Raw genomic sequence first — 19,115 nt, 5'->3', positions numbered from 1 at the left:
TAATACATTTTCCATTACTAAACAATACTTTATAATTAAAATTCGCATTTTTTTCTGCTAAATCTTTTATTTTCAGTTTCACCCGCCAAAGTACATTCTATTCTCTATAATTCAAAATTAGTATATTCAGAATAGACGGATATCGTGAAATTCGTAAAAATATTTTCTAACTCTGAATTATTTAAAATCCATTCTAAAAACCGGTAAAGCGAAATTCCGTTGTTATAAAACTTATTTTTTGGGCTTGAAAATATTCTTTATCGCATTATCAAAATCAGATACAGGAGCTACATATTCCGCTTTAATGAATTCCACTTTTTTAATAATAATAACTTGGCTGACATCAATTTTCAAATCCGGATGATTCTTCTTGATATCGGCTACATCAAAGTATTCTTCTTTCTCTATAAGAATACTTTTTATCTTTTTTTCTTTTAATATATCAGGTAACATTTTCAACTGTTAAAGTAGTCATATTTGTACTAAACTGAAAGAAATAATTATTCTTTTTCAGATTTTGATCTCCATAAAAACAACCGGTAATAAAATAAGACAATTTCCGGTAACAAATTTATGAATATACAACTGTATTCGCGCCTTATCAGTCTGTTTATACCTGCCACAAAAAACGGCTAATCCCCACTGATCTATTATATTACTTTGAAATTACCGGGTATACAGCAGTTTTATAAGATAAGGCTTTTGTATTTGGTTCTGACTTTACTTTTTCTCAGCAAATAAACGAATTTGGTATGATCCGGAGCACTTCTCAGGTTAAACCGGTAAAGAAATTCATTTACATAACGTTGAAGATGTTTTCTCGAAACGGAATTGTATATACCGTAAATTGAATTTTTAAGGATTTTCCAGCACCCTTCAATACTGTTGGTGTGTACTGTTTTATCTTTTGCATTAACGTATTCTTTTTTAGAATGGTCAACAACTAAATGGTTGTAGGATCTGTACAGTCCGTTGTATCCACACCATTCATCGCTGATCAGCCTCGTATTCTCCCGGTTTACATAACGGCGGATCAACGGCTGGATACTGCTTTTACCGGTACTTTCTATAACGAAGGCATTCATTTTACCGCCCCGCTGCAACATACCCATTACCGGAACCTTATCGGGAAAATTCCGTCCTTCGGAATATTTTATTTTTTTTCGGGAATGCCTGTTTTTGTTTTTACCGCCGATAAAAGTTTCGTCACATTCGATATCACCCTCCAGCTCATGGCTGTTTTCAATGCCGAAACATTCGCGGATTCGGTGCGATAAGAACCATGCGGTTTTCTGGGTAACGCCGATGTCTTTCGCCAGCTGAACGGAACTGATGCCTTTTTTGCCACTGGTAAGCAGCCAGATGGCCAGGAACCATTTCTGAAGGCTGATCTTCGTATTCTCGAACATCGTACCGGTCTTCACATTGAAATATTTGCCGGTATTTTTACATCGGTAACGGTTGTTACTGCACTTATATATTTTTGACTCCGGATCGAACGGGCTTTCGACAATCCCGCCCCATCTCATTTGCTCTAAATAGTCGATACATACCTGCTCGGAAGAAAAAGTTCGGAGCAATTCCAGTACAGACTTGAAATTTGTGTTAATCATGGTATTGCAATATTAGCAATTATCTGAACGTATAGTTTTCGTCCATATTATTAAATTTTAGTTAAAGTTTCTTTATTTTTCTAAAAATCGTGATTTAGGAATATCTGAGCCTTTTTTATTTCAAATATATTTGATAAAAAGTATCATTTTAAGACCGATGCATATGGTGTAGAAATGTAAATAATTACCATATAGCCGTACTTTCAGGAATTTTATAAATATTAACCTGATGAAAAAAAGCCTGTAGAAAACCAGATGTAGGTATTGTTTAAAATTTAGCTTTTCAAGTGGTGTAGATTTGTAAATAGTTACCAAAACATATACCTTAACTTCCGTCAAAATTTCGTAATTTTGTTAGTCTTAATTTTACTATGGCTACTAATACAGATATAGATATTAAAAAACAGATCTTTGTTAAGAATGCACATCTTAACAATCTGAAACACATTGATGTTCTCATCCCCAAAAATAAACTGATCGTCATTACGGGAGTTTCCGGAAGCGGAAAATCCTCATTGGCGTTTGATACGATTTATGCGGAAGGACAAAGAAGGTATGTAGAGAGTTTAAGCTCCTACGCAAGGCAGTTTTTGGGAAAGCTGGAAAAACCGAAAGTCGACGATATCAAAGGATTGGCGCCTTCCATTGCCATTCAGCAAAAAGTGATCTCTTCTAATCCGAGATCGACGGTAGGAACTTCTACGGAAATCTACGACTATATGAAACTCCTTTTCGCTAGGGTCGGGAAAACCTATTCCCCCGTTTCCGGTGAAGAAGTGAAAAAAGATTCCGTTTCCGATGTAGTGGATTTTATTAAAGCCTCAAAAAAGGATGCTTCGTTTTTATTAACGGCTCCGTACAATTATGATGCGGCGAATTTCGGTGAAAACCTGAATGTACTGAAACTGGCCGGTTTCACACGGCTTGAAGTCAACGGCAATGTTGCCGGCATCGAAGACCTCGAAAGTTTTGGCTTCATCCCTGAAAAAGGAATGGAAATCAACCTCGTGATCGACCGGTTTGCCTATGAAGAGGACGAAAGCTTCCTCCAGCGGCTGGCGGATTCTATCCAGATGGCGTTTTATGAAGGCCGTGGGTATTGTTCGTTAAAGAATATGGACACCGGAAAAGTAAAAGAATTCTCCAACAAGTTTGAGCTGGACGGTATTGAGTTCCTGGAACCGAACGTCCATTTTTTCAGCTTCAATAATCCTTACGGCGCCTGCCCGACCTGTGAAGGCTACGGAAAAGTAATCGGAATTGATGAAGATCTGGTAGTCCCGAACAAAGCCCTATCGGTTTTCGAAGACGCCGTGGCATCCTGGAGAGGAGAAAGCATGAGCGAGTGGAAAAAGGATTTCATTAAAAAAGCAAAAGACTTCCCTATTCATAAGCCTTACCATCAATTAACCAAAGAGCAGAGAAAATACCTGTGGAAAGGCGACGGAAAAAGCACCTTCCCTTCCATCGATAATTTCTTTAAGATGCTGGAGGAAAATTTATACAAAATCCAGTACCGCGTCATGCTTTCCCGTTACCGCGGAAAAACGCTCTGCCCGACCTGCGAAGGCCTGAGGCTTCGTGAAGAGACGAGCTGGGTGAAAATCGACGGTCACAATATCCAGTCGATGATTGAGCTGCCTTTGGATGAGCTTTTTCCTTTAATTAACGGATTAAAATTATCCGAGCATGATCAGGAAATTGCCAAAAGGCTGCTGTACGAAATCACGACCCGTATCGAATTTTTATTAAAAGTAGGGTTGGGCTATTTAACCCTGAACAGAACTTCCAATACCCTTTCCGGTGGTGAAAGCCAGCGGATTAACTTGGCAACGAGCTTAGGAAGCTCCCTCGTAGGTTCCATATACATCCTGGATGAACCTTCCATCGGGCTTCACTCCAGAGATACCGAAAACTTAATAGAAGTCCTGCATAACCTGCGTGATCTTGGCAATACCGTAATTGTTGTGGAACACGATGAAGATGTGATGAAAGCTGCGGACTTTATTATCGACATCGGACCGGAAGCCGGATATTTAGGAGGAGAGCTTGTATTTGCAGGCGATTATAAGGAACTCAAAAATGCAGATACCCTGACCTCAAAATACCTTACCGGAAGGCTGGAAATCGAAGTTCCTAAAAAACGCAGAAAACCGAAAGAGTGGATCAAAATCAAAGGCGCCCGGCAGAACAACCTGAAAAACGTGGATGTTGATATTCCTCTGGAAAGTCTTGCCGTGATTTCCGGAATTTCAGGAAGCGGAAAGTCGACTTTAATGAAAGAGATCCTTACCAATGACATCCAGATCCAGCTGGGCATGGGCGGTAAAAAAGGCGACTATGACTCCGTGGAATTTCCTGCCAAACTGATTAAAAACATTGAATTGATTGACCAGAACCCGATCGGAAAATCTTCGCGATCGAATCCGGTAACGTATCTTAAAGCGTATGATGACATCAGGGATCTGTTTGCCAAGCAGAAAATGGCCAAGATGATGGGCTATAAGCCGAAACATTTCTCGTTCAACGTGGACGGCGGAAGATGCGACGAATGTAAAGGCGAAGGCGTGATCAACGTTTCGATGCAGTTTATGGCAGATATCGAGCTGGAGTGTGAAGTCTGTAAAGGCACCCGCTTCAAAAACGAAATCCTTGAAGTAAAATACGACGAGAAAAACATTTCGGATATTCTTCACATGACAGTTGATGAAGCACTGGAGTTCTTCAGCGATAATAAAGAAGAAAAAATTGCTACCAAACTGAGGCCTTTACAGGATGTCGGTTTGGGCTATCTTCAGCTCGGGCAGAGTTCCTCTACCCTTTCAGGCGGTGAAGCACAGCGTGTGAAGCTGGCCTCATTCCTGGTAAAAGGGGTAACGACGGATAAAACCCTGTTTATTTTTGATGAGCCTTCTACCGGTCTTCATTTCCACGATATCCAGAAATTGCTGAAGTCTTTACAGGCTCTCATCGACCTGGGCCATTCCGTGATCGTGATCGAGCATCAGCCGGATATCATCAAATCGGCAGATTACATTATCGATATCGGGCCGGAAGCCGGAAAGCACGGCGGCGAAGTGGTGTTCACCGGAACTCCGGAACAGCTTGCCAAAGACAAAAAATCCCATACGGCAAAATACATCAAAGAAAAGCTGGAAAATTAAAATAAAGAGGCTGTCCGGAAAGGGCAGCCTTTTAATAAACAACCATAATCCAGGTTAACGGACTTTGGCTGAAAATAAAAAAGATCACAGATTATGAAACCTGTGATCTTTTTATGTTACAACATTTTGTCTTGTAGTCCCACCAAGAATCGAACTTGGATCTAAAGTTTAGGAAACTTCTATTCTATCCGTTGAACTATGGGACCGTTTTGGTTGCCAAAGATAGTAATTTTTTATGATTTAAAATAAAAGAATCCGCCCTTTAGGAGCGAATTCAGTAGATAAAGACATCTCATTTTTTTAATTAGACAACAATAAAAAAGCACAGCCGACGGTGCTGTGCTTAAATTTTTATAAATTTAACTGCGATTCCAAAGCTGAAAAAAGCAAAATTAAGTTCACTTCAGTTGTATTTCTTAGTAAAGATAGGAACAAATTCTATGCAAAACAATGAACTGAATGTTAAATTCACTACTTATTCAGAAGAAATTTTTAAGGTTCTTTTTCCTCACTTAAATTTAAGGATACACTACCTTTTTTTCCAGATTGACGGGATTGTTGTATTTTTTAATAGTCGCCTTCAGCCGGTCATTGATTTCCCTTGCGTTTGCGGCATTCACTACCGTTCCGTCATTCAGGTAAAACTGGTCTATGCTGGAAGCATTCTTAAGGTAATTTACGGGAGATTCGTAATAGGTAAGTTTTGCTTTCTGATATTTTTCCCAATCTACCGGCACTCCCATCTGTCTTGACATTTCAATAAATTGATTTTTCGGAATTCCGGGCATTTTTACGGATTTCACCAGTTCAAACCGGTAATTGTTTTTATCATCATAAAGTTCCACAATCAGTCCCGGCAGTCCATGAAATTTGTACGGCCCTTCCTGGAACGGAATTTCTTTGGTAAACCACGCCGTCCAGTTTCTGCCGCCGTAAGTGGCGGTTGCCTTCTGTAACGTGAGATTCTTTACTTTTTTGCTTTCTTTGGAAAGTTTCCAGTTCTGTGCTTCCGCAGACTGAAGCTTCAGGATCGTACTGCCTTCCAGAATATCAAACTCTTCATACTGGTCATTTCCTTTTTTGTGAAAAACAATGGAAGACGTATTCAATTTGGCATCATCCGGAAATTTAAGGTTATTGCTGATCAGGGAATCAGCCACGAAAAAATCCCGGTTGTAATACGTAACATTATCATTTTCAATATCCAGATGATAATTTTCTTTGGTCCGGACCGTTGAGGCTGAATCTTTTTTATACACCACATCATAGATAAACCGGTGGGTCTGGGATTTCATGAAAGATCCCGCAATCAAAAAGGTAAAAAACAATTTGTTCATGTTATTTAAGTTAAAAGGTTTTATCATAGTTAAAAAGCGTTTCTCCCTTTTGTACCATATTATGACCGGAAAAGCTCTTTATTTTTCATCAAAATAAGCGTAATTAATCATTACCTGATGAATTAAAAATAATAAAATTTTAATAATTTTTGAAAGCGGACCGTTAAAGATTAATTCCGTTTTTTTAACATTTGAAATATAAAAGAGTTGTCGTTAAATATATCTTAAACTTCTGAAATATGCATTCCTTTCAAAAAAGCTTCCGTCTGAGTTTAAAAACAAAAAAAACCGGAAACTCGTAAGAGCTTCCGGAAAAAAATTTGCTAAATATTAATGAAATTAATTCGATTTCAGGGTCCAGATCGAACCGTTTTTTGTGGTGAGCTTTTCAAGGCTGCCCTTTGATGAAAGGTCGTTCAGCAACTGCTCGCTTTCCCTTCTCGGTGTCCCGGATAATTCGGAATACTCTTTTGCCGTCAGCGAACTGTATTTGGCAAAAAGGCTTTCCCAGTTTTTAGAATACTCGGATTTTTTGGTGTCCGAATTTACTTTTAAAATAGCTGTTTCATAAAAAGCATATGGCTTGGATCCGTAAACGGTCTCTCTGCTTCCCGAATCGTTCGTAAAGAACATAGTAGGAAAACCTCTTACCCCCATTTCCCTCGCCAATTTCAGGTCTTCCTGGAAAAGTTCTTTTCCTTTCCCATCAAAGTCTTTCTTCAACTGGTCGGTGTCAAGACCTGTTTTTCTGGCTGCCGAAGCAATATGCTCCCACTTAGCGATATTCTTTTTCTTTAAGAATACCATTTCACGGAGTTCCCTCATGAATTCAACAGCCTTGGTTTTATCCTGAAGCTGTGCTGCTTTAAACGCAATTGATGGCGGATAGGAAGAATCCAGCGGATCCTGAAGCCATACGTCGCCGTCAATAGGCATGTCGTAGTATAAACTTACTTCATCCCAGTGATGCGCCACATCAGATGGTTTACTGATGCCGCCGCTGTTGTAGCTCCAGTCCGGAAGAAGCCCCCCCATTCTGTATTCGATATCGACGTTGTTTCCGTATTCCAGTTTTAATTTCCTCAATTGTGGCTCAATCCCCCAGCATGACGAACAGATAGGATCTGTGAAATAAATAACTTTCACCGGTTTTTCACTAGCTTTCACATCAATATTCCCTATTCCGGTTCTTTCTCCGGGAACTTCACAAATTCCTGTGGCAGGATCGCATAACAGCGGATTCGTTGATTTATTTTCCATTTTCTTACGTTTATCACTTTGCCCGTTGCAGCTGCTGAGGACAGCTGTAATGAACATAAATGTTAATATTTTGCGATTCAGCATTTATAGTGTTAAGATTTGATGTCCTTATTACTGTTTCACAAAGCTAATCTATAATCACCACAGTAAAGCAATGGATTTCCTTTTGGAAACCGGTTTCCTCTATGAAACCAACTAACCAGAATTTCATATCTTTGCCACTTTAAAACAATCCAGTAATGAGAAAGGAAGCCAACTTTAATACGTCTCCGGTCTGCAAACACAGAATGAATGCCATTAAGGACTCCATGGAGATCTTATCGGGCAAATGGAAATTTCACATTTTAGGCACCCTGATGCAGGGCGGAAAAATGCGGTTTATGGACCTTTTGCGGGAGATCGACGGCATTGCGGCCAAGATGCTTTCCAAAGAACTGCAGGATATGGAGATTAACCACCTCATCAAACGCACGGTCCTCGATACGAAACCTGTAACGGTAGAATATGAAGTAACGGAATACGGCAAAACCATCGAACCGATTATCGATGAAATCGCAAAATGGGGTATCGAATACAGAAAATCCCTTTATCAAAAATAAAAACCGGCACTCAAACGGCCGGTTCGAAAAAACAAAAATTGATATGGATATGATTGTTGTGTTTTTTATTAATGCAAATTTATATTTATTTAGAATTAATAAAAATAATAACACAATGATATTTATCACTTATTAAAGAATTCCGAACCTGTTTTAGTTAAATTAATTCAAGTCTCCGCTTCTGGTCAACTGATCAAGCTTTTTCAGTAATGCAGGAATTCTGAAATGGCCATGCATCCGTTCAATTTCAGGCTGTATTGCATCCACATCGATTCCTTTTGCTGTCAGGAAAAGCGGCGTTTTACTTTCACCACGGTAAACGGTCCTTCTTTTAGGATCATTGCTGTTGAAGCCGTTTTTAGCAATGCCGATTACGGGAAATTTCTGATCCAAAGCCTCGTAAAGATAACCGCCGAGTCCATTTTTCCCGTTTTCATCCAAAGTGACATAACCGTCAACGATAATCAGATCACCCGGCTTCAGGCTGATTTTATTCAAAAGGCTTAAGATACAGGGCAATTCCCTTTTATAAAATGCCCCGCTTTCATAATCTGAAGTAACGGCTGTCTTCTCAGTAAAAATTTCCGTTTCCTGTTCGGAATACCAGTCTTCAAAGGCCAGGCAAATGGTGTTTGCGTAATCTTCGTAATAATACGTATCAAAAGCGTAAATCATGTAAAAAGAAAAGAATTAATTGTTTAGAATTAAATTTATTATCAGAAAAACTCTCCGAAATGCCACAGAACACCGCTGGGATCATGTATAAAACATTCTTTTCCCCAAGACAGCGTTTGTACCGGGCTTACTTTTGCCGATCTGTATTTTTCCGTCAGGTTTAACAACTGAACTTCCTGGAAAAATTCATCCGTGTTTTCCACTTCCATAAAAACCATGGTATTGTCGATCCAGTCTTTTACATAACCGTCCTGAAGATAAAAGCCGGTGTCATTCCATCTGAACAATGACATTTTCGGATCAATCACCACTTCTTCAAATCCTAAATCCCGGTAAAAGCTTCTGCTGAGTTCAAAATTTTCCGCACCGATAAAAGGCCTTTTGGATTTTACATTTTGTTTCATAGTTATTTTACATTTTTAAATTAAAAATAAAAAGGCAAACTGCCATCAAGCATATTTGCCTTTTCATTATTATCAGGTATGAATTATTTTTTATCCACCACAATTCTTTGCGGTCTGTTGGCCAGCTCCCAGGCCGTGGCAAAAACCAGCTGTGTTCTTTTTGTTAACAGATTATAATCGATTTTTTCTACATCATCAGTCGGTTTGTGGTAATCTTCATGAATTCCGTCAAAGAAAAAGGCTACCGGAACGTTGTTCTTGGCAAAATTGTAATGGTCTGACCGGTAATACAACCGCTGTGTGTCGTTCGGGTCATCGTATTTATAATTCAGCTCAAGATTGTTCGTTATTTTGTTAGCTGCTTCGTTGATGACTTTCAATTGCGAACTCAGCATTTCGGAACCGATCACATAAACATACTGCTTTCCTCGGTTTTCCGGGTCATCACGTCCGATCATATCAATGTTCAGATCCACCACCGTGTTGGCCAGCGGAAATACCGGATTATCCGTATAATATTCCGAACCGAAAAGTCCATGCTCTTCACCCGTCACATGAAGGAAAAGGATGGATCGCTTAGGACCGTTTCCTGCTTTTTTGGCCGCCTGGAATGCCTTTGCAATTTCCATCACAGCAACGGTTCCGCTTCCGTCGTCATCCGCACCGTTGTAAACCACCCCGTTTCTTGTTCCCACATGGTCGTAATGCCCGGAAATAACCACAATCTCTTCCGGCTTTTCAGAACCTTCGATGAAGGCTAAAATATTTTCAGAATCAGGAAGGTTTCCACCGCCCCTTTTTTTCATAAAGTCTGCCGGAACCTTCTGGTAATACGAACCAAGTGCATTGGGATAGGAAATCCCCAGCCTTTTATAATAATTAACCATATATTCTCCTGCCCTTTTCTGCCCCGGACTTCCCGTATCCCTTCCTTCCATCTCGTCAGAAGCGATCACGTACAGGTTTTTCTTTAAATCTTCCGCCTTGATCTCTTTATAGGCAGAAAGAAACGCCTTGCTTCCCTGCGAAGCAGTCGAAGATTTGGAAGTTCCGATACCGGAAGTATTTTTTGCAGTGCCGCAGCTTACCAGCACAGCTACTGAAAATAATGGAATGAACAATTTTCTCATTGATGAATAATTTTCTTAAAAATAACAAAATTTATTTAATCTCCGTCGGAGTGGTATTTTTCATATATTTGAAATAAATGCAAAAAGTATGGGGAATATTTATGGATTCAATCATTATTCTTTTTTTACGGAAATGTCTGAGCTGGCAGTCAGGAACAACAGCTTCGATCTGTCTCTGGGACTGCCGGATTTTGACATCGATAACCGACTGCGGGAATACCTGAAAGAAGCGGCTGAACTCAGCAATCATCATTATGAACCCCTGGCCGGAAATCCGCTGTTGGTTCAGAATGTGATCGCGTTTAATACCAACAGGAAACACAGCGTCAGCCTGCATGAAAATGAAGTAACGATTGTTCCGTGTGCTACTTTTGCCTTATATACTTCACTTCGCTGTATTTTGCATCAGGGCGATGAAGTGGTGGTCATTCAGCCTTCTTATTACACCTACGGTCCTTCGGTCTTCCTGAACGGCGGCATTCCCGTTTATTATGATGTTGACCATGATTTCTCGATCAACCGGGAAAAGCTGCAGGCATGTATTTCTGACAAAACCAAAGCGATCATTGTCAATTCCCCTCAGAACCCCACCGGGAAAATCTGGTCCCGGGACGATTGGAACCAGTTATATACTTTGATTAAAGACCGGGAAATTTACCTTATTTCAGAAGAGATTTATGACACCTACTGCTTCGACGGGACAGAACATTACAGCTCTTTCCTTCATCCGGAATTAAGAAAAAGAACCTTCGCTATTTTTTCTTTCGGGAAGATGTTTCATGCTACGGGCTGGAAGGTAGGTTATCTCCTTGCTCCGGAAGACCTGATGGCAAAATTCCGGTGCCATCAGCAGTATATTTCCTACGGTGCCAATGCGCCCTGTCAATATGCGATTGCGAAATATCTTGAAGTTTTTGATTCTTCTGCCAATCAGCTTCTCATGCAGAAAAAGCGTGATCTTTTTTATGAATTAATTACTGAGACGCCATTAATAGTGGAACAAAAAGCCCAAGGAGCCGTTTTCCAGATTGCCAATTTCAGATCGTTTTCCCAAACAATGACGGATGTGGAATTCTCAAAGTGGCTGACGGTAGAAAAAAAAGTTTCCTGCCTGCCGCTGTCCGCTTTCTATAATTCAAAACAGAATTCCGATTACATACGGTTCAGCTTTGCGAAAAATGATGAACTGATCATTAATGCGCTGGAACATTTGAGAAACGTGCTTTGATTTGTTTAAAAAGAAGGAAGCCGGATAATGCATACTGGAAGTTTCTTTTTTCCAACCTTGTTCCAAAAGCATTAATTATTAATGGACAGGCCTTGGATGAAGCTGAAATTCAAACGGCTATGATTACTTGGCAAAAAGGAAAGCAGATTGCAGGAAAAAAGCACTGCGTTTCCGGCAGTGCTTTCAATAGATTTTATCAGGGCTAAAAAGACAGAACCCTTACATCAATTCTTCTGTTTTTCGCCATACACTCTTCGGTATCATCGGCTTCACAAACCGGGTGCTGGGAGCCATACCCTTCCGCTTCTACTCTGTCGCCGCCTACGCCAAGCTCCAGTAATTTAAGCTTTGCCGTCTGTGCTCTCAGGTTAGAAAGCTTTTGATTGTTCTCTTCGTTGCTGCTGTCACCGGTATAGCCACCTAATTTGATCTTCGTGGTCGGATACGCATTTAAAAGCTCCACCAGATTCAGCAGCTGTGCTTCGGAACCCGGTCTCAGATCACTTGACCCAGGTTCAAAATAAAGGTTTTCAATGGTATACCATCTGTTTGTGTCCAGCACTGCCTGATCTTTATTTTTAACGGCAGTGTACAGCTGATAAATCTGACTGCCTTCACCGATTTTTATTTTTCTACCTTCTTTGAGCTCTATTTCTTTTATCGCTCCGGTATCATAGACAAAATCTCCGTTTTCATTCAGGTATCCTTTTACCTCCGGTACTGTAACAATGCCGGCTGCGGTATTGGCAGCAGGATTAACAGTTGCTGTGCCGGTGGTTCCCGTTAATGCTTCCAGTTTCGCCTTTCTGTTGGCCTCGATTTTATCTTTGTGCATGACCGCTAAAGTAGGTGCGATTACCAACGAAACGATTGACATTAATTTGATCAGGATATTCATGGAAGGTCCGGAAGTATCTTTAAAAGGATCTCCTACCGTATCACCGGTTACGGAAGCTTTATGAGGTTCGGAACCTTTGTAATACGTCTGCCCGTTGATATTCGCTCCTTTTTCAAATGATTTTTTGGCATTGTCCCATGCTCCTCCGGCATTATTCTGAAACATTCCCATCAGCACTCCGCTTACGGTAGCGCCTGCCAAAAATCCGCCCAGCACTTCAGGTCCGAAAATAAATCCGATCAACAGTGGGGAAATAATGGCGATGGCTCCCGGCAGCATCATTTTCCTTATGGAAGCATCGGTAGAAATGGCCACGCATTTTTCGTACTCCGGCTGTGCCTTGCCTTCCAGGATTCCCGGAATTTCCCGAAACTGCCTTCTCACTTCTTCTACCATCGCCATCGCCGCCTGTCCTACTGCGGTAATGGCCAAAGATGAAAAGATAAAAGGGATCATTCCGCCGATAAACAATCCAGCCAGGACATCAGCACGGTAAATATCGATCCCGTCGATGCCTGCGATACCAACAAATGCTGCAAATAAAGCCAGAGCAGTCAATGCTGCGGAAGCAATGGCAAACCCTTTTCCTGTGGCAGCCGTTGTATTGCCTACCGCATCCAGAATATCTGTTTTTTCACGGACTTCTTTCGGGAGTTCACTCATTTCGGCAATTCCGCCTGCGTTGTCTGCAATAGGTCCGAAGGCATCAATAGCGAGCTGCATGGCTGTTGTCGCCATCATTCCCGCTGCTGCAATCGCAACCCCATATAACCCGGCACAGAGATAAGAACCATAAATCCCGCCTGCCAATACAATAATCGGCAGTAAAGTGGATTCCATTCCAACCGAAAGCCCTCCGATGATGTTGGTGGCATGTCCGGTAGATGACTGCCTTACAATGCTTGAGACCGGCCTTTTTCCCATAGCGGTATAATATTCCGTAATAATGCTCATTAAAGTTCCGACAACCAGTCCGACCATGATCGCTCCGAAAACACCCATTTTGGTAAATTCATGTCCTCTCAGCACCATTTTATCCGGCAGAATATAGGTTACCAGAAAATAAGAAGCGATGGCTGTGATAACGATACTTCCCCAGTTTCCCAGGTTCAGTGCATTCTGCACGCTGGAAGTGGATGCCTCTTCGTTATCATTGATTCTTACAAACAGAGTTCCGACCATCGAAAAAATAATTCCTGTTCCGGCAATCAGCATCGGCAGGAGGATCGGTGCAAAACCACCGAAGGAGTCTACTGAAACCGTTTCCCTTCCCAAAACCATCGTGGCAAGTACCGTGGCAACATAGGAACCGAACAAATCAGCTCCCATTCCCGCCACATCGCCTACGTTATCCCCTACATTATCTGCGATGGTCGCCGGATTTCTCGGATCATCTTCCGGGATTCCCGCTTCTACTTTTCCTACTAAGTCGGCTCCTACATCCGCAGCCTTCGTATAAATCCCGCCCCCTACTCTTGCAAAAAGGGCAATGGATTCAGCGCCGAGAGAAAACCCGGTAAGAATCTCGATGGTTCTTTCCATTTCATGGGAATCGACAGGAGCGCCCGGAGCAAAAATCTGCCTGATAATTAAAAATAAAGCTCCCAATCCTAAAACGGCTAATCCGGCAACGCCCATTCCCATGACGGAACCTCCCGTAAAAGAAACTTTCAGCGCATTGGAAAGTGAAGTTTTTGCGGCCTGTGCTGTCCGCACATTGGCTTTGGTGGCAATCTTCATTCCGATAAAACCGGCCGCTGCGGAGAATACAGCCCCAAAAACAAAGGCGATCCCGATGGTCCAGTGTGAATTGGCATTGCTCATGCCCATTATTGCCAGAAGAATGGCCACGACAACTACAAAATAGGTTAAGACTCTGTACTCGGCTTTCAGAAAAGCCATCGCACCGTCAGCAATATGTCCGCTGATCAGTTTCATTTTTTCATCTCCGGCATCCTGCTTATTGACCCAATTGCTTTGGAGAAAGGTATACACCAGGGCAGCAATCCCAAAAATGGGTACTAATACAAATAGATCCATAGTTTAATATTTTTTTTGGTAAAAGATTACTAAATATACTCATTTTATGATTATCAATCCATTAAAATATCATACCGGTTTGCAGGAATCATTTAATTCCTGTTACTATTTTCTTTAATCCAAATAATTATTAATTTTGCCGGATGGATTTAAGAGACCAATTGAAAAACCTTTTTCCTGATCATGAAGAGCAGGATTTTAAGATGCCTGAAGACGAATTCAAACAGAAAGAACCTCTGGTGTGCAAGTTTGAAAAGAAAGGCCGAAACGGAAAACCGGTAACCATCGTAGAAGGATGGGAAGGCAGCGAAGAAGAACTGAAAAAAATCTCAAAAAAAATAAAAACCACATTGGGAATCGGCGGATCCGAAAAAGACGGGACAATTATCATCCAGGGAGACAACCGTGATAAGATTATGGAAATCCTTAAAGATATGGGTTTTAAAACCAAAAGGGTTGGCGGGTGATAAGGTGAATGGTGAATTTTGCTTCGCAGGCCAATTTTATAAGAAAATGGTCAATTTTACTTTGCAATTGAATCTGAGCCTGTTGAAGAAAACTTTCAGCTCCCCGCTTCTAATCATAAGTAATCTGCCTGTGCAGTATAAACATTTTCAGCTTTTCAATGGTGACTTTTCAATTTGCGTGCTAGCATAATGGTCTTTAGATTTTTCAGCTGTGAAAATTCAATAGAAAATCTTTCAGCTGATTGTGATCAGGCTGATGCTGATCACATTCTTAAGTACTTTTGTTTTCGGTAATATTTTGTAAAGTATTGTGCCTTAATTCAAATTTGGATTAAATAATGCTTACAGACTTGTCTGAACTATTCAACATCATTGTTCTGGTAAGACAAGTGTCTTAAATACCATCTCTAAAACCGGAAAATTCTTTAGAAATTTTTGTGTACTTATTCGGTATATTATCTTTACCTATAATATCCGGTATTCATATCTTTTGTGATAAATACACATACCATATATATTTTTTTATTAATTTTAAACCCCGAAATCACATTCATTACTAAAACAGCCTATTCTGTACAGGCTTTTCTTTGAATAATGATGAAGGATGTTGCGGGAGATTTTAGTTAGTCACAATTTCATTTTAAACGATAAAAAAATAATTATGCTCAATAAACTTGCAGCTTCAGAACTGGTACTGAACGAAGACGGAAGTGTTTATCACCTGAACCTATTACCGGAAGATATTGCCGGAAAAATAATCCTGGTCGGGGATCCGGACCGGGTAGCCAAGGTTTCAAAATATTTTGACACGGTAGAAATCCGGAAGAACAAAAGGGAATTTTATACCCATACGGGAACCTTGCGAGGTGAAAGAATCACTGTGATGTCAACAGGAATCGGTACGGAAAACATCGATATTGTGATGAATGAACTGGATGCTCTGGTAAATATCGATCTTCAAAACAAAGAATTTAAGACGGAACATACAGCGTTGCAGCTGTTCCGGATGGGAACCTGCGGAAGCGTAAACCCTGAGGTACAGGTGGATCATATGCTGGTAACCCAGAATGTTGTAGGTCTTGACGGCCTTATGCATTTTTACCAGGACTATGCGTTTGAAAACGAATTCTCTAAAAACTTTTCAGATCGCTTTCCGTATGAAAAAATTAAACCGATGCTGTATTTTTCGGAATGGGCGGAAGAGCTGGGCGAACTGTATAAAGATGCCAAATACCACGGGAATACCGCTACTTTCCCCGGTTTTTATGCACCACAAGGCAGACAGCTGCGGTTGAAAGCAGTTGATGACCAATTTCTGGAAACGCTGAATGATCTTGGGGTCACCAACTTTGAAATGGAAACTTCGGCCATTTATGCTTTATCCAAAATGTTAGGCCATAAGGCTATTACGGTAAACAATGTGATTGCCAACAGAAGACGCGGGGAATTCTCTGCCGATCATCACGCTTCCGAAAAGAACCTGATCGAGTGGGTGTTGGATAGGATTATTAAATAAGATGAGCTATTATATGACCTGTCTGGTCACAAAAGACCCGGTCGAAATTGCTGATAATACCGTTTGCGTAAAATCAAACGGATTCATCTTTTTCCCGTTTAAAGATAATTTCCGCTGGCTGATCAAAATGCAAGAGATTTTGAAAGCACAGCTATTTACTTTGACTATATCAGTTCCAGAGATGACTTTAAAGAAGACCCTCCAATGGTGGAACTTATCTCAGTTATTGAAAAATATAAAATAAAAAATTTTATCCTTGAGCACTATTTTGAGTTTGGGGATATTCCCGCTGATCACTTTTTCATGAAGGTCGCTGAAGGATATATTGTTCATGATTCTCTTGTTTTCGATGAAGATGACGAAGTCTCTGAACAAAATTACCTCAGGATGCATCAGCACAAAAAAATTTCGGATTGGAAGATTACTGGTTTTCCCAAGCAGATTTATTCTGATATGAGTAATGGCTGACCGGATAATGCATAACAAAAAATAAACTTTCCACCGGAAATAATGGATGATCTTAAAATTTCTAGGCTGGTAAAGAAAACCATGTATCATTAGATTACAGATCAAATATGGATGGTACTTAACCCCTCTTAATTTATAATAAAAAAGGATTTCAGAAAATTGAAATCCTTTTTTATTTAAATGAATATAAGGTTTGTTTAACTTCATTTACATCAGCATCAAAACTTTTGGGTAAATCGGAAAAGAGCAGACCATCCTCATAGCACTCAAAAGCCTATGACTTGCATCTATTAACAGATAGAGCTTATCTTTTAATGTTTTATTCTTTAAAATATAATAAAGTCTTTGGTATAGAGCCTTTTCGTTTTGATGAAAACTGAGGCCGGAGAGCTATTTTTAGTGTTGACAGACAGTATTGCAGCTGATTTAAATACCCTGATTACCTTTAACTCCGATAATAAAAATACACTAAACTATGTTCATTTTAACTTTGTGCCTAACCCTTTTTTCTATATTAATAATCAAAATGATTGAAAATTCTAAAACTCGTTAATTGTGATATAAAAATGCGAAGAATATAAGCTTTCCATATTTGAGGATATGTTGGTAAGATTAACGGTAATGTTTGACGTTGAAGTCATTCTTGCATTTGAAATGGAGAATGTAGAATTTCCCGCAAAATCTGCTGCCGGTGTTACGGTAATAGTTGCTTTTGTTGATCCCGGAAGCATCGTTGCAGGAATGGCAATATTCATCGTTACGGATTTACCGGTCTGAAGATTGTGTATGGAAACCACCGGCCATACTTCAAAGCTGATCTGGTTTTTCTGCACGGTTCCCTGATTTCCCAATTTGTACTGTCCGCCGACATCAAGCCTGGCAGTCGTATTCGGTGTAGAGGTACCGATCCCGACATTGGCGTTGCTATCTCCTAAAACAATGGCATTATACTGTGAAGTAGCAGCATTGTATCCTATTGCAGTAGATTGCTGGCCTTTAGCGGAAGCGCCTGAACCCAAAGCCGTGGAATTCTGCCCGTTTGTAGACGCATAATACCCTACTGCAGTTTCACTGTTGGAACTTGTTTTGGCACTGTAGCCTAAAGCCACCGACCGAAATCCGGCCGCTTCTGAATTGTTCCCCAATGCAGAAGATTCGTTGGCCGTAGTTTTGGCGTTATATCCAACGGCCGTAGACTGGAATCCGTCGGCAAGAGAATTATTTCCTACAGCAGTCGATTCATTTTTATTGGTTTTCGCATTATAGCCGATGGCATTGGACTTATAAGCGGCCGCAAGGGCTTTATTTCCTACGGCAAGCCCGTCATTGACTGTTACCGATGCTTCATTACCTATTGAAACACCCTGATAGGCAGAACCGGACATCCCAATAGCGATACCGTTCTGGCCGGCATTGGCCCCGGTTCCCAGACTTATGGAGTTATCGGTTCCCAACCTGCCGGATTTCACCGAGTTCACTTTAAAAATAAGGTCGTCATAGGTATTGGTCCCTAAAGAAAGATTGGTATTTCCCCCGGTGTTGTTTCCCCCATTCGTTGCCGAGTTGTTCCAGGAATTCCCGGAGCTTGCCGGAGCGACGCTGCCGGCGGTAGTTGCAATAGAAATTTTATTCCACCTATGGTTGTTCCAGTAGTAGAATCCGGTATCTGCAAGTCCTCCGAGCCCGTTATTCCAGATCAACAGCCCGTTTGAAGGAGAAGAGACCGATATATTATCGGTAAGTGATGTTATCGCAATACCTGGCAGAAGGACGCCCTTATTAAATGATTTAATATCGAGGACAGAAGAGGGATCAGGTGTCGTTGTTCCTATTCCGACCTGACATAACAGAAAATTAAAATTGAAAAATAATGAGACCGTCACCGCGATCTTCAATTTAGAGGGTACATACATGCTTGTATCGTTTTATGGTTATAGTTTTCGGATGCAAATATAATAAATAACTAATAGAAACCTACGATTTTCAAAAAATCAACATCAATATTCCTCGAGATAATCACAACTATCTATATGTTTGCTAATCAATTAGTTAATCTATATTACACATCATCGATTTTATGTTATAAACCTTTTTTGAAGATAAAAAATCCGCTTTTTCCAATAATATAAATTTAATTATATTCAAACAAACAACTATTTTATTAAAGAAAATTAAATTCAATCATTCGCCAAATTTCCCTCTACTATTTTTGAAAATTTCACTTTCATTTCTTATCTGCGCATAATACATAAACATAACTATTTATAAAAACAGAATTCTTATTCATAATTGTTTATAATAAAAATATGATAGCTT

Annotated in this window: 16 protein-coding genes and 1 tRNA gene; 7 read left to right on the top strand and 10 right to left on the bottom strand. The window is 40.3% G+C overall.

Features of this window, described 5'->3' with window-relative positions:
- Positions 1-231: 231 nt before the first annotated feature.
- Together FY557_RS19325 and FY557_RS19320 are read right to left on the bottom strand one after the other, a co-directional pair.
- Positions 232-453 carry a hypothetical protein gene (locus tag FY557_RS19325; protein WP_149248867.1) on the bottom strand — a complete coding sequence of 74 codons (222 nt, stop codon included), beginning with the start codon at positions 451-453 and terminating at the stop codon, positions 232-234.
- A 233-nt stretch (positions 454-686) separates the two neighbouring features.
- Positions 687-1,613 carry an IS1595 family transposase gene (locus FY557_RS19320; RefSeq protein ID WP_149248866.1) on the bottom strand — a complete coding sequence of 309 codons (927 nt, stop codon included), beginning with the start codon at positions 1,611-1,613 and terminating at the stop codon, positions 687-689.
- A gap of 371 nt (positions 1,614-1,984) precedes the next feature.
- Between FY557_RS19320 and uvrA the strand changes: the two genes are divergently transcribed.
- A complete protein-coding gene (gene uvrA / locus FY557_RS19315) occupies positions 1,985-4,777 on the top strand; it encodes an excinuclease ABC subunit UvrA (protein WP_149248865.1) in 2,793 nt (930 codons plus the stop codon).
- A 134-nt stretch (positions 4,778-4,911) separates the two neighbouring features.
- On the opposite strand, the gene FY557_RS19310 is transcribed toward uvrA, so the two are convergent.
- The 3 genes from FY557_RS19310 to FY557_RS19300 form a co-directional block, all read right to left on the bottom strand.
- Positions 4,912-4,983, bottom strand: a tRNA-Arg gene (locus FY557_RS19310).
- Between the two features lie 312 nt (positions 4,984-5,295).
- A complete protein-coding gene (locus tag FY557_RS19305) occupies positions 5,296-6,114 on the bottom strand; it encodes a GLPGLI family protein (protein ID WP_185151778.1) in 819 nt (272 codons plus the stop codon).
- Between the two features lie 339 nt (positions 6,115-6,453).
- The gene (locus FY557_RS19300; protein WP_149248868.1) at positions 6,454-7,374 is read right to left on the bottom strand and encodes a ClpXP adapter SpxH family protein; all 921 of its coding nucleotides are present in this window, start codon (positions 7,372-7,374) and stop codon (positions 6,454-6,456) included.
- A 239-nt stretch (positions 7,375-7,613) separates the two neighbouring features.
- Here FY557_RS19300 and FY557_RS19295 point away from each other — a divergent pair, with 239 nt between their 5' ends.
- Entirely contained in the window at positions 7,614-7,973 is a 360-nt protein-coding gene (locus FY557_RS19295; protein ID WP_149248863.1) for a winged helix-turn-helix transcriptional regulator, read from the top strand.
- Between the two features lie 162 nt (positions 7,974-8,135).
- On the opposite strand, the gene FY557_RS19290 is transcribed toward FY557_RS19295, so the two are convergent.
- The 3 genes from FY557_RS19290 to FY557_RS19280 all read right to left on the bottom strand — a co-directional run bounded on the left by FY557_RS19290 (position 8,136) and on the right by FY557_RS19280 (position 10,182).
- Positions 8,136-8,648, bottom strand: coding sequence for an endonuclease V (locus FY557_RS19290; protein WP_149248862.1), 513 nt, complete (start codon positions 8,646-8,648; stop codon positions 8,136-8,138).
- A 41-nt stretch (positions 8,649-8,689) separates the two neighbouring features.
- Entirely contained in the window at positions 8,690-9,052 is a 363-nt protein-coding gene (locus tag FY557_RS19285) for a glyoxalase (protein ID WP_149248861.1), read from the bottom strand.
- 83 nt (positions 9,053-9,135) lie between these two features.
- Entirely contained in the window at positions 9,136-10,182 is a 1,047-nt protein-coding gene (locus FY557_RS19280) for a M28 family metallopeptidase (protein WP_149248860.1), read from the bottom strand.
- 88 nt (positions 10,183-10,270) lie between these two features.
- Here FY557_RS19280 and FY557_RS19275 point away from each other — a divergent pair, with 88 nt between their 5' ends.
- On the top strand, positions 10,271-11,410 hold the full coding sequence (locus FY557_RS19275; protein ID WP_149248859.1) for an aminotransferase class I/II-fold pyridoxal phosphate-dependent enzyme: 1,140 nt from the start codon (positions 10,271-10,273) through the stop codon (positions 11,408-11,410).
- Complete coding sequence (locus FY557_RS19270) at positions 11,407-11,616, top strand: hypothetical protein (protein WP_149248858.1); 210 nt, start codon at positions 11,407-11,409, stop codon at positions 11,614-11,616. The genes FY557_RS19275 and FY557_RS19270 overlap by 4 nt, the downstream gene beginning before the upstream one ends.
- Here FY557_RS19270 and FY557_RS19265 read toward each other — a convergent pair.
- The gene (locus tag FY557_RS19265; protein ID WP_149248857.1) at positions 11,613-14,348 is read right to left on the bottom strand and encodes a sodium-translocating pyrophosphatase; all 2,736 of its coding nucleotides are present in this window, start codon (positions 14,346-14,348) and stop codon (positions 11,613-11,615) included. The two genes, FY557_RS19270 and FY557_RS19265, sit on opposite strands and share 4 nt — an antisense overlap.
- A 143-nt stretch (positions 14,349-14,491) precedes the next feature.
- Here FY557_RS19265 and FY557_RS19260 point away from each other — a divergent pair, with 143 nt between their 5' ends.
- From FY557_RS19260 to FY557_RS19250, 3 genes are all read left to right on the top strand, one after another.
- Positions 14,492-14,815 (top strand): translation initiation factor, encoded by a 324-nt coding sequence (locus tag FY557_RS19260; RefSeq protein WP_149248856.1) that lies wholly within the window; start codon positions 14,492-14,494, stop codon positions 14,813-14,815.
- Positions 14,816-15,476: 661 nt separating this feature from the next.
- The gene (locus FY557_RS19255; protein ID WP_149248855.1) at positions 15,477-16,331 is read left to right on the top strand and encodes a nucleoside phosphorylase; all 855 of its coding nucleotides are present in this window, start codon (positions 15,477-15,479) and stop codon (positions 16,329-16,331) included.
- 204 nt (positions 16,332-16,535) lie between these two features.
- On the top strand, positions 16,536-16,799 hold the full coding sequence (locus FY557_RS19250; RefSeq protein ID WP_149248854.1) for a hypothetical protein: 264 nt from the start codon (positions 16,536-16,538) through the stop codon (positions 16,797-16,799).
- 539 nt (positions 16,800-17,338) lie between these two features.
- Here FY557_RS19250 and FY557_RS19245 read toward each other — a convergent pair.
- Positions 17,339-18,712, bottom strand: a complete 1,374-nt coding sequence (locus tag FY557_RS19245) for a hypothetical protein (RefSeq protein WP_149248853.1) — start codon at positions 18,710-18,712, stop codon at positions 17,339-17,341.
- Between the last annotated feature and the right edge of the window lie 403 nt (positions 18,713-19,115).

Source organism: Chryseobacterium sp. SN22 (assembly GCF_008329705.1).
In the GTDB taxonomy this organism is placed as follows: Bacteria; Bacteroidota; Bacteroidia; order Flavobacteriales; family Weeksellaceae; genus Chryseobacterium.
This window is presented reverse-complemented; position numbering and strand designations above follow the sequence as displayed.